This is a genomic window from Mesorhizobium sp. M7A.F.Ca.ET.027.02.1.1 (assembly GCF_004022985.1).
GTDB lineage: Bacteria > Pseudomonadota > Alphaproteobacteria > Rhizobiales > Rhizobiaceae > Mesorhizobium.
Window position 1 is genome coordinate 1 of sequence record NZ_RZOL01000170.1, and the last position, 12620, is coordinate 12620.

A 12620-nucleotide genomic window follows, 5' to 3' on the forward strand; every position below is an offset into this window, starting at 1 on the left:
TTCTGCAAGGTCGCCCGGGCGTTCGGCCCCCAGATGCCGATGGTGACGTATTTTTCCGTCACGTCGGTGATGGTGACGTCAAAACCTTTGTCCTGTGCCGTGCGGCGCATGTACTGGAAGTCGCGCGGACCGGCGTCCGCGCCGTCGATCAAACGACAGCGGTCGGCCATGCGGATGACGGTAAAGTCGGCGCGCACCATGCCTTCCTCGTCGAGGAAGTGGGTGTAGATGCCCTTGCCGATGTTGTTGTCTCCGCCGATCTTGGCCGCGCACAGCCATTCCAGCAGCGCGACATGGTCGGGACCTTCGATGTCATACATGGCGAAATGCGACAGGTTGACGATGCCGCAATCCTCGCTCATGGCGAGATGCTCGGCATTGGAAACGCGCCAGAAATGACGGTTGTCCCACTCATTCTCGCGCACCGGCACGCGGTTGCCGTATTTCTCCAAAAGGTGCTCGTTGGCGGCATAGCCGTGGGCGCGCTCCCAGCCGCCGAGCTCCATGAAATAACCGCCAAGTTCCTTCTCGCGCTCCCAGAACGGCGGGCGCCTGATATTGCGGGCCTTGGAGAACGGCTCGCGCGGATGCACCGCCGGATTGTAGACCTTCATCGCGGTCTCGGTGCAGCGATCCCAGATGAATTGCTCCTTGGTCTGGTGCGGATAGAACCGTGCATAGTCGATGGCATGGTGATCGATCGCGGTGCGGCCGTCGGTCATCCAGTCGGCGATCAGCTTGCCCATGCCGGGACCGTCCTTGACCCAGATGGCGACGGCATACCAAAGGCCCCGCACCTTCTGGCTTTCGCCCATGGACGGGCCGCCATCAGCCGTCACCTGGAGAAGCCCGTTGAAGGAATGGCTCTCGTTATAGCCGAGTTCGCCGAGGATCGGCGTCAGTTCCATGGCGCGCTCGAGCGGTGCCAGGATCTGCTCCATGTCGAGGTCGCGCTGTGAGGGCGAAAGCCGCGCCTGGTCCTTCTCCAGCAGGTCGCGCGGATGGCAAAGGCGCGGATTGGTCTCTTCGTAGTAACCCCACTCGATCTGCCCGCCCTCGGCGGTCTTTGGATCGCCGGTGTCGCGCATATAGGCCGAGTTGCCCTGGTCGCGCAGCAGCGGCCAGCCGATCTCCTTGCCCGTGCCGGCGAACTCGTTGTAGGGGCCGAAGAAGGTCAGCGGATGGTCGATCGGCATGACCGGCAGGTCCTCGCCGACCATTTCCGCGACCAGCCGGCCCCAGATCCCGGCGCAGACGATGACATAGTCGGCCTCAATGGTGCCGCGGTCCGTCACCACGCCTGATATGCGGCCGTCCTTGACGACAAGCGACCGAGCCGACGTGTTGGCGAAGGATTTGAGCTTGCCGGACGCTTCCGCCTGATCGACCAGCTTGCCGGCGACCGTCTGCGAGCGCGGGATGACAAGACCGGCATCGGGATCCCAAAGGCCACCCTGGACAATCGCTTCTTCGATGAGTGGAAATTTCTCCTTGATCTCGGCCGGCTCGATCAGCCGGGCGCGCGTGCCAAACGCCTTGGCCGAGGCGATCTTGCGCTTGATCTCCTCCATGCGGCCGTCGTCGCCGACGCGCGCGACCTCAAGGCCGCCGATGCGGGCGTAGTGGCCCATCTTCTCGTAGAAATCGATGGAGTAGAGCGTCGTCCAGCACGACAGGAAATCGTGGCTGGTGGTGTAGCAGAAGTCGGAGGCGTGCGCGGTCGAGCCGATATCGGTCGGGATGCCTGACTTGTCGATACCGACAATGTCGTCCCATCCGCGTTCGATCAGATGATGGGCGATCGATGCGCCGACAATACCGCCCAGGCCGACAATGACGACCTTCGCCTTTTTCGGAAACTCTGCCATTTGCCCGCGACTCCAAAGTGATAAAGCGGGCGGACTATAGGGCGGAGCGATGGGCCTGATGAAGCCTGTTTGCGACATTGGCAAAAAGCCGAGCGACCAGACGGCAGAATGCTTCCCGTCGGACCCTTGGCGGTTCGCCTTCCAAGGTGAAGGCTATAACTCAGGCGAAGGCCCAGATGTCCTCGGCCTGGAAGCCGACCTGATAACCTGCTGTCTTCAGCTTGACCACGACCTGGCCGATCTCGGCCGCGGGCAGCGCGCCGACCTCGACCTTGATCATGCCGGGACGGTAGCGCTTGAGGTCGAGCTGTTCGAAGACGATCCAGTCGGCGCCCTCGCAATCGACGAGAAAGGCGTCGATATGGGTGATGCCATTGCGGTCGAGCAGCGTCTGCAAGGTCTCGGATGGCACCTCGATGTCCCTGAGATGCGGCGCGAACTTGTTGAAGTTGGTGTCGGCCTCGCCCCAGGCATTCTTGCCCGACATCAGATTGGTGTCGGTGACCGACGAGCAGCCGATGAACTCGATGGGCAACGTGCCGGCCTCGAGCGCGGCGGCATCGAAAGTGTGGACGGTGATCGTGCCCTTTGTCTTCGTCACCGCCACCGGCTCGATGATGAACCGGCTGGTGTCGGGGTAGTTGGCGCGCAGTCGTTTCTGATTGTACGGGATCGGCTCGACCAGCATCGCGCGTGCGCCAGCTATGCGGTGCAGCCACGGCGTCACATCGTCGAACAGCGCACCGTCGCAGGCACCGACATTGACCATCTGGAACGGTCGCCCTGCCCCACCAAATCGCGCCTTCAGCGCCGCCCTGGCCAGGAACTTCGTGCCGCGCAGCGACGGCCCGCGATCGAGAACACCACTTGGAAGACCAAGCGACAGGGCAACGCGCGCCAGGCTGGATAGCGAACTCATGGCTTGTCTCCGGGAATGATTGGCAAGGGCGCGCGATTGTGGCCACGAGCCGCGGCTGCCCACAGCGCCATGAACGGCGTCGCCAGCAGCAGGAATGGCGGGATCAGATGCGGGAAATAGATGCGCGTGTCGTGGATCGGAAAGACGGTGAACTTCGCCAGCGCGCCGAGCACCAGTGCCGCAAACAGGATGCCGGCGCGGCGGTCGAGGCGGAAGCCGGCGCGGGCGGCGGCAAACCAGCCGGCCAGTGCCAGCACCGACACGCCGGCCCAGCTGTTCAGGCTGACGGCGCGCAGCAGCGAGGCGGCAAACGCCCTGAGATAGGCGGTGACCGAGAATGGCGGTTCGAACCCGTCCATATTGTAATGCTGCTCAATGCTGGAGAACCACAGATGCGGCCACCAGCCGGGATGATGGGCCCAGTGCGATATGGCGAAATAGGCGACGAAAGAAGCCGCAAAACCGGCCAGCGCGCCCCACGCCTTCTGCCGGAACGCAACCAGCAGCACAGCAAAAACAGCAAGGAAAACAATATTGTCCGGGCGCACCATGAAGGCGAGGAAAAGCAGGAGCGCCGTTGCCGCCTCGTAGCCGCGGACATAGGCATAAAGCCCGCCCAGCAACAGCGCCGACGTGAGCAGATCCGGCGTCGAGGCGCGCGCCGCATCGCCGAAATCGGCCATGATCAGCACCGCGCCGACCGCTGGCGCCAAAGCCAATGCCTTTTCCGAGCGCAGCCACAGCAGCGCGATCACGCCGAATAGCAGCACGGAGAACACTGACACCAGGCGCATCGCCTCGACTGGCGACATCACCGCGCTCATCGTCGACAGTATCTCGGCGTAGAGAAATTTGATCCGGTACATGCCGAGCAGTGAATGGAAGTCGGCGGCATTCTCCGCCATGTGACTGCGGAAGCCGCCGCCATCGTCGGTCAGCGCCTTATAGTCGCCTGCGGACACGCCCGATTTGACAGTGCTGTAGGCATAGTCATGCAGCGCCTGCGCATCGGGATAGGTGCCTTCCTCCGCTATAGCGAGATAGGGCAGCATGTCCCAGTTGGCGTCGGGCATCGCCCATGCGGTGAACGCTGTAAAAAGAATGTAAAGCGCGAAAGCCGCCGCGCCGATCGGTGCTGCCAGCCGCGCATAAGTCCCCTCGCCCCACGTCAGAACGGGCTCGGTGAGCCGGTCGACTGGGTTTTGTGGAGCGGGCGACTTGGTCAGCATCGTTGTATCCAGCGAGCGCTTAACGGACCTGGCTTTTGACGAAATCCTTCACGATTCCCACGATGCCGCGCGACAGCAGGCTGTCGAAGGCATCGACGAAGCGGTCGACATGCTCGCGCTGGCAGATCAGCGGCGGCTCGAGCCGGATGACGTTGCGGTTGTACTCGGTGAAGGCGACCAGCACATCGTAGTCGCGCAGCAGCAGCGCCCCGATGAAGCCCGACAGCGAACCCTTCAGCTTGTCGTCGAGCACGCTGACGATCGGCCGCAGCACCATCGGCAAGGTCTGCGAGAAGTCGTGGAACTCCAGGCCGATCATAAAACCCTTGCCGCGCACCTCCTTGATGATCTTCGGGTACTTTTCCCTGAGCGCCTGCAGGCGCTGCAGCAAATAGTCGCCGGTGACGGCGGCATTGTCGATCAGCCCCTCGTCGTAGAGCACGTTGAGCCCCTCGATCGAGGTGACGCAGGCCTCGCCCATGCCGCCGAAGGTCGCCATGGCATGGATCATCGCCGTTTTCGGCGTGCCATAGGCCTTCATATAAACCTCGCGCCGCGCGATCATCGCGCCGACCGCGGCCTTGCCCGCGCCAAGCGATTTGGCCAGCGCCGTCACATCGGGAATGACGCCGTAATGCTCGAAAGCATAGAAGCGGCCTGACCGGCCATAGCCGCACTGCACTTCGTCGGCGACCCACAACACGCCATACTGGTCGCACAGTGCGCGCAGCTTCTGCCAGTATTCGGCCGGCGCCTGAATGATGCCGCCACCGCCCTGGATGGTTTCAAGCACGATGACCCCGACCTCCGGATCGGAGCGGAACAGGCGCTCGACCGCCTCGATGTCGGCAAACGGGATGCGGACCGTGTTTTCGGCCACCTTGAAGTCCGCGCGGTAAAGCTGCCCGTCGGTGATGCCCAGCACGCCTTTGGTCTTGCCGTGGAAGGAATTCTCGGCATAGACGATCTTCGGCCGCTTCGGACCGGCCGCGCGCTCGGCGAGCTTCACCGCCGCTTCCATCGCTTCCGAACCGGACGAGCCCAAAAATACCATGTCGAGATCGCCGGGCGAGCATTTGGCGATGTTGTGCGCAAGCGCTGCCGCATATTGCGACATGAAGGCGATGGCGATTTCCTGGCGCTTCTCTTCCTGGAATTTCTTGCGTGCTTCCAGGATGCGCGGATGATTGTGGCCAAAGGCCAGCGAACCGAAGCCGCCGAAGAAGTCGAGGATCTTGCGGCCGTTCTGGTCGATGTAGAACATACCTTCGGCACGCTCGATCTTGATCTTGTGGAAGCCGAGCAGCTTCATGAAGTGCAGCTGGCCGGGGTTGAGATGCGCCTTGAACAGGTCGGTCATGCGGGCAACGTCCATCGCCTTGGCCTGCTCGACGCTGATCAAATCGGGCTTGGCGATGGTGGCGGGCGACAGCGACGGCGCGCTGACCATGGTGCGCAAATTGGTCTGTTCGGGCTTGGCCATGACGGTCATTTCAATCTCCTGTCTGCACGCACGACCAGGATCGAGCGCAACGAAAGCTGTTTTGCGAGCCGCTATTCGGCGGGCACATGTTTGGTGGCGACGGCGTGACCGGCTTTCTTTGCGCGGTACTCGCTGTAGGCGGCGATCAGCATGTCCTCGTCGCGATATTGCGGCACCCAGCCGAGCTGACGCCCGGCCTTGGACACGTCGAGCACGCAGTCCTCGTCGGCGATCAGATACTGTTCCGGGTCCATGATCGGCATGTTCAAGAGGTCGAGCAGGTCCAGCGTGCGCTTGACCGCCCAGCCCGGTGTCGGGATCAGGATCGATTTCGAGCCGGCATGCCTGATCAGATCGCCGAGCAATTTCTTGACCGGCGGCGGGTTGAGCGAACCCAGATTATAGGCCTCATTAGGCACACCGGCCTTCCAGGCCGCGCGCGCGGCCTCGGCACAGTCGAACACCGAGATGAACTGATAGGGGTTCCTGCCCGAACCGATCATCGGCACCGGAAAATTCCAGTCGATCAGCTTGAACAGTTTCTCCAGAATGCCGAGCCGGCCGGGGCCGATGATCAGTCGCGGGCGAAACAGCGAGATCGACATGCCGCGCTTGCGCCATTCGGCGGCAAGCTCCTCTGTCTTCTGCTTCGACCAGCCATATTCGCCCAGCGGCGCCACCGGGTGCTCCTCGGTCATCGGCTGCGTGACCGTGTGGCCGTAGATCATGTCGGTCGTGTAGTGGACGAGTTTTGACGCACCGGCTCTGTCCATGGCCTGCATGATGTGCTCGGTCCCATGAAAATTCACCGGGAAGAAGAAATCGTGCCGCTTGGCGCGCACCTGGATCGGCGACAGCATCTTGGCCGACAGATTATAGACCATGTCGTCGGCCTTCAGCCCAACCGCCGCGACCGATGCAGGATCGGTGACGTCGCACTGGACAAAGCGGACAGTGCGGTAATGCGGCAGGTCGCTTTTGACGATATCGGCGACGACGACCTCTTCACCATCGGCCACAAGTTTCGGGGCGAGATGGCGGCCGACGAAACCGTCGCCGCCGAAAATCACATGTCTCATCGAACAGTCTCGTTTGCTTGGATCTTGTCAGGCGTGATGGAAGCCGTCTGGTCTTCATGCCCTCGCTCGCCCAAATCCCGGCCACTTTGGGCGATCAGCACCGTGCCGACGCAGATGAAGGCGATGCCGGCGATGCGCCAGCCATTGAGGTCCTCGCGGAAGACGAAATAAGCGAAGATGGCGACGGCAACATAGGCGAGGCTGAGGAACGGATAGGCGAAGGAGAGCTCGACCTTGGACAGCACATAGAGATGCGATGCCATCGAGATGACGAAGGTACACAGGCCAAGGAACACCCAGGGGCTGAAAACGATCTGCAGCAACTTGACGAGCGGATTGACGCCCTCGAACGAGATCGGCCCGAGCGACATCATGCCTTGCTTCAGCATCAGCTGCGCGGCGGCATTGGTCATGACTGTAAAGAGAATGAAGACGATGTATTTCATGTGTTCCAAGCCACCCCTTCACGCTTGCTATTACAAACCCGCAAACATTTGGTGAAGTCCCAACAATATTTTGAGTAAATCGCGTTATTAAGCATCAATTAACCAGGAATTATTCGAGTTTTATCTATTCGGCCGCCTCGACCGAGCCTCGTCGCGCATCCAACCTCTTCGCGGTGCGCGCCCAGAAGTCAGACATGAAGGCGTGGTCGCGGAGCGCTTCCAGCCGCTGCCATTCGGGAAAGGACGAGGCGAATATCTCGGCGGCCATGCGGGCGTCCTTGTATGGATTGACCGCGCCGCCGGCCTCGACCGTGATGCGGTCGAGTTCCCGCAGCAATGTCAGTGTCGCGGCACCCCTGTTGGGGAAATCCAGCGTCAGCGTGTAGCCAGGGCGCGGGAACGACAGCAGTGCCGGCGAGCGGATGGAGCCAAAGCGCTTCAGCACGGTGAGGAACGAGCCCTGCCCTGCTTGCCTTGCAGCCGCCAGCAATGCCGGCACGGCCTCGCGCGCCGTCTCTTCCGGCACCACGCTCTGGTGCTGGAAAAGCCCTTTCGGCCCATAAAGCCGGTTCCAGTCGCGCACGCCGTCGAGCGGGAAGAAGAAGCCCTGATATCCGGCCTGGCGCGGCACCGTTGCCCGGCTCTTCCTCCACCTGTAGGCAGCGTTGAAGGCGGTCAGGAACGGCCGGTTGAGCACATTGAATGGCGGCTGGACCGGCACCGAGAAATTGCCACCGGCGCGCGAGGCGGCATGCGAGCCGTGCTCGGCGTGATTACCAGTGAACAGCAGGCCGCGACCGCTGTTGCGGCCATCGGCCAACTGGTCGATCCAGGCGACCGCATATTCATTGGCTTGATCGGCCGCCTCGGCCAAACCGAAGAATTCGTAGAGATCGCGAAACGGGGTCGCCTTTTCGACGATGTCGAGCGAATGCACCCGCATCAGCCGGATCGAGGCCGACAGGATGAGGCCGGTCAGCCCCATGCCGCCGATCGTTGCCGCAAACAGCCGCGCATTGTCCGATGCCGAGCAGCGGTGGGTCTTTCCGTCGGACCTGAGCAGCGTGAAGCTCTCGACATGGCAGCCGAATGTCCCGCGCCGATGATGGTTCTTGCCATGCACGTCGTTTGCGATGGCGCCACCCAGCGTGACGAATTGGGTGCCGGGCACAACCGCCGGGAAGAAGCCGTGTGGGGCAGCGTGGGCGATGATGTCGGACAACAGCACGCCGGCATCCGCCTCGAGAACACCGGTTTCGGCGTTGAAGGCACGAATCCGGTTCAGCGAGCGCATGTCGACGACCGCGCCGGCCGCGTTCTGGCAGGAATCGCCGTAGGAGCGGCCATTGCCATAGGCAAGCAGTGACGCTGGCTTGGCCTGACCGCCCTTCAGCAGCGAGATAGCCTCGTCGGCACCGATGGCGCGCGGCGCCGGCGGCGTAGCAAGGCCAAAGCTCGGGAACCGCTCAGTGGCCATGCCTACCAGCCCCCGATGACCAGCATCACTGCACCGATCAGCACAACGATCTGGCTGCGCCAGTCGCGGATGATGAAGACGACCGGATCGTCATGCATCTCGTTGCGGCGCGCCAGGATCCAGACGCGCATGGTGAGATAAAGCACGATCGGTGCCAGCGGCCAGATCAGCCATGGATGCGGATAGAGCTCGCGCACCGCGACACTGTCCATGTAGAGCGCCAGCACCAGCGCCGAGGAGAAGGCCGAAGCCATGCCGGCCTGGGCGACGATCTCCTGGTCTTCGGTGCGATAGCCGCGGCCGGCAATGCGCTCGCCAGGCGGAATGGCGGTGGTGCGCAGTTCGACGAAGCGCTTCACCAGCGCCAGCGACAGGAAGAAGAAGATAGAGAAGGCCAGTAGCCAGAACGAGACGTCGACGCCGGTCGCCGCCGCACCGGCCAGGACGCGGATCGTGTAGAGGCCGGCGAGTGTCAGCACATCGACCAGCAGCATGCGCTTGAACGACAGCGAATAGGCCGTCGTGACGACCATATAGCCGCCGAGCACAGCCATGAATTCGGGCGACAGGAACAGCCCGGTGCCGATGCCGATCGCCAGAAGCACCGCGATTGCGCCAAGTCCGAACGGGATCGACAGCGCACCGCTGGCGAACGGCCTGTTGCGCTTGGTGAGGTGTTTGCGATCGAGCGCGAGGTCGAAGAAATCGTTGAGGATATAGATGGCCGACGCCACCGCACTGAACGAGACGAATGCCAGCAGGCATTGCCAGATCATGTCGGTGTTGAAATATTCATGCGAGAGCACCATCGGCACTGCGATCAGCGAATTCTTCAGCCACTGATGGACACGCAGCATCTTGACGATGGTCCGCAAAGTCGGCTTCGGCGCCGGCATCGTCTCGGCGCCATGCGCTGCCTGCCAGCGCGCGGCATGGCGGTCGGGCGCGACGACGATGGCGTTGCGCGCTGCATCGAAGACCTGGAGATCGTGACGGCTGTTGCCGGCATAGTCGAAACCGCCATCGCCATAGGCTGCGATCAGCGAAGCGCGCTTCCTGCCCGAGGTGAGATTGGCGAGACCATCGGTGGCCAGCACCTGGTCGAAAATGCCGAGATGGGCCGCGATGGCGTCGGCGAACTTGCGCGGCGTACCGGTTGCCAGCACGATCTTGCGGCCCTCGGCGTGTTCGGTCCGGAGGCGGCAAAGCAGCACTTCGCGATAGGGCAGCGATGCCGGATCGATGTCGATGCGTTGCGCGATTGCCTGCTTCAGCCGCGCCGGCCCGCCGGCGATCCAGAACGGTACCAGGAAGATATAGAGCGGGTTCTTCTTGAGAAGGATGAACAGCCCTTCCCACAACAGATCGGTCGCGATCAGCGTGCCGTCGAGATCGACCGCAAGCGGTATTGCGTTCCTGTCCGACCGCGCATCCATGTCCGTTCTGCCCTGCCCGCGTAGAGTTGCGCGCCGCTTTCCGGCGTCTTGAGGCTGGTATAGCGGGCGATGGCGTAGCGAACGTTAAAACGCCCGGTTGCAGACGGCTGCCGTGACGGTATTTCCGGCGTCATTGTTAAGCAACTGCTACCGGAAACAATAAAAGGCCGAGCAAATGCCCGGCCCTCAAGATATGCAACCGGAATTACTTGATTCGGGCGACGCCGCCCGAGATTTCGATGGTTTCCGAACCGGTCAGAGCTTCGAGGTCGCCGTTCGGCAAGGTGACGAAACAGCCATTCGGGCAGAACTCAACCGTTTCGCCACCAGCCAGCGCGAGGTCGGTCTTGCTGCCGCCCTCGGTCACGACCAGCGTGCGGGTCTCGGCGTCCTTGTTGACCGCGCTTGCGGCATGGACCGAGCCGATGGCGGCGACCAGGGCGACGGCAGCGACGAGAGACTTCCACATGGTGCAATATCGGTGTTCCCACCGCCTCTGTTGCATTTCGCAAGGCAATTTCGCCTTTGCATGGGAGCTTATAGGAGATGGAAGCTGAACCGCAACTGAATGCCGCATTCATGCCGCAATCGGTTCCGGCAGGATCAAGGTCGACGGAGTCCCAGCTTAGTCCGGATCTGGCTTCTTGGTTTTGCGGGACTTGACCAGCCGCTTCTTCTCCGCCTCGGCTTCGGCCTTTATCTGCTCCTGTTCGGCGAAGTCGGCCTCGATCTTGTCGTCGTCTGTCGGCCACGCCTTGGGCTTATGGGCCTCGACCACGGCGCGCGGCGTCGAGGGCATCTCGATGTGTTCGCTGCTGAATTTTTCGAGGACGGCAAAACGGATGTCGTTCTGCGCGATGTTGCCATTCATCACATCGGCCAGGAACACGCGGATCTCGAATTCCAGGGCGGCAGGGCCGAAATTGGAAAACAGCACGAAGGGTTCGGGGTTCTTCAGCACCATCGGGTGGCTGCGGGCGATCTCCAGCAGGACGGCATGAACCTGCTTGACGTCGCTGCCGTAAGCGACGCCGACCTTGATGTCGACGCGGCCGAGCTTGTTGCGGTGCGTCCAGTTGCCGACGGCGTTGTTGATCAGGTTCGAATTGGGCAGGATCACCGATTGCCGCTGGAAGGTTTCGATCTCGGTGGCGCGCACGCTGATCTTCTTGACTGTGCCGCTGACATCGCCGGCAACGATCCAGTCGCCCACCTTGAATGGTCGCTCGGCCAACAGGATCAGGCCGGAAACGAAATTGGACACCACGTTCTGCAGGCCAAAGCCGATACCGAGGGAAAGAGCGCCGGCGACCAGCGCCAGGCTGGACAGGTCTATGCCCGCCGCCGAGATCCCGACCAGTGCCGCGAGCGCGACGCCGGCATAGCCGACCGCCAGCCTGATCGAGTTGCGCACGCCGGTATCGACCTTGCCACGCGCCATCACCGAACCGTCGAGCCAGCCCTGGAACCAGCGCGTCAGGAAATAGCCTATGATGAAGACGACGATGCCGGAGAGGATGCCGGTCACCGAAATGGTCACCGACCCGATGTTGATCCCGGTTGCGAGCTTGTAGGCCCAAGCCTGGATATCGCCCAGCTGGAAACCCCACATCAGCAGGATCAGCGGCAGGAACACCAGCACGATCATCACATTGATGGCAACGCTGACGACAAGGCCTAGCTGGTCGAGGGCCGTATCCTCGTAGCTGGATTTGGCCGACAGCCAGCGCCCGACGGTCGTGTTGGCGAAAGCACCCTCCTCGCCGATCGCCTGTGCCGACAGGAAACCGATATAGGCGGTGATCAGCGCGGTGCCGGTAACGACGACCTGCAGCGAAACGAACAGAGCGAGGCCGATGTAACCAAGCAGCGCCGCGACGATGGTGAAAAGACCGAGTGCAAGCGCCGTATAGCGCAGCCATGCCGGCCACGGCCGCCAACTTCCATCACGCGCCTTGAATGGCCTCAGCATCGCCATCAGGATCAGGATGACGCCGACGATGATGGTTGCGCCGAAACTGCGGGCAATGGTCAATGACAGCGGCGAGCCCATTTTGTCGTTGATCACCGACAGGAAGGTGTTGACGCTGATGACCACGGCCATGGCGGTGGTCAGGCGCACCAGCCAGCGCGCCGGCCCCGTTTCAACCGGGATAAGGCGCCAGTTCGGCAGCCGCGGCTCCAGCGCCGCATTGGTCAGCCGGTTGACGCAGAACACCACGCCGATGGCGGTCGCCAATGCATTGAGGAACAGGCCAATATCACCGCGCAACACATTGTAATAATTGAAGAAGAAAATCGTCGATCCCAGAAAGGCGGCAACCGCCAGCGTTGGCAGCAAGGTTGACCAGAAAGCCACCGATAAGCGGCTGAGATAGGACGGGTCTTCATTGGAGGGATCGGCTTCGAACACCCTCCCGAACAGCCGCCTGCCGCCGACCAGCAGCACCAGCGCCAGCCCGAGCGCCACGAAGGTCGCTGCGAGGATGGCCTGGAACTTGAACTTGAAAGCGAAGCTCAGCCAGGAAGACACCGCCTTGTACAGATTGGTGTATTCGTCCTGGGCGTCGGAGAACACCTGCGGGCTCAGCGCATCCGACAGCACGTAGCGTTTGGTCAAAAGGTTGCGGAACAACTCGCTGCGCATATTGCCGATCTTATCGATCAGCCCGCTGATGCGGAT

10 protein-coding genes are annotated in these 12620 nt (G+C 62.1%); all 10 read right to left on the minus strand.

Features of this window, described 5'->3' with window-relative positions:
• Positions 1 to 1868 (minus strand): FAD-dependent oxidoreductase (locus EN749_RS19070; protein ID WP_145990945.1); only part of this gene is annotated, 1868 nt, incomplete at its 3' end.
• A 160-nt stretch (positions 1869 to 2028) separates the two neighbouring features.
• The gene (locus EN749_RS19075; protein WP_128287882.1) at positions 2029 to 2787 is read right to left on the minus strand and encodes an FkbM family methyltransferase; all 759 of its coding nucleotides are present in this window, start codon (positions 2785 to 2787) and stop codon (positions 2029 to 2031) included.
• Positions 2784 to 4016, minus strand: coding sequence for a DUF2029 domain-containing protein (locus EN749_RS19080; protein WP_128363720.1), 1233 nt, complete (start codon positions 4014 to 4016; stop codon positions 2784 to 2786). The genes EN749_RS19075 and EN749_RS19080 overlap by 4 nt, the downstream gene beginning before the upstream one ends.
• A 19-nt stretch (positions 4017 to 4035) precedes the next feature.
• Complete coding sequence (locus tag EN749_RS19085) at positions 4036 to 5466, minus strand: aspartate aminotransferase family protein (protein ID WP_236383382.1); 1431 nt, start codon at positions 5464 to 5466, stop codon at positions 4036 to 4038.
• Positions 5467 to 5570: 104 nt separating this feature from the next.
• Positions 5571 to 6578, minus strand: a complete 1008-nt coding sequence (locus EN749_RS19090; RefSeq protein ID WP_127810159.1) for an NAD(P)-dependent oxidoreductase — start codon at positions 6576 to 6578, stop codon at positions 5571 to 5573.
• Positions 6575 to 7024: an EamA family transporter gene (locus EN749_RS19095; RefSeq protein ID WP_127397099.1), complete on the minus strand. Its 450-nt coding sequence runs from the start codon at positions 7022 to 7024 to the stop codon at positions 6575 to 6577. Before EN749_RS19095 ends, EN749_RS19090 begins: the two co-directional genes overlap by 4 nt.
• 124 nt (positions 7025 to 7148) lie before the next feature.
• Complete coding sequence (locus EN749_RS19100) at positions 7149 to 8501, minus strand: FAD-binding oxidoreductase (RefSeq protein ID WP_127810158.1); 1353 nt, start codon at positions 8499 to 8501, stop codon at positions 7149 to 7151.
• 2 nt (positions 8502 to 8503) lie between these two features.
• Positions 8504 to 9937 carry a UbiA family prenyltransferase gene (locus tag EN749_RS19105; protein ID WP_127330329.1) on the minus strand — a complete coding sequence of 478 codons (1434 nt, stop codon included), beginning with the start codon at positions 9935 to 9937 and terminating at the stop codon, positions 8504 to 8506.
• 205 nt (positions 9938 to 10142) lie between these two features.
• Positions 10143 to 10406, minus strand: coding sequence for a hypothetical protein (locus EN749_RS19110; protein ID WP_164748978.1), 264 nt, complete (start codon positions 10404 to 10406; stop codon positions 10143 to 10145).
• Positions 10407 to 10562: 156 nt separating this feature from the next.
• The coding region (locus EN749_RS19115; RefSeq protein ID WP_145990946.1) for a mechanosensitive ion channel family protein at positions 10563 to 12620 on the minus strand (2058 nt) is incomplete at its 5' end.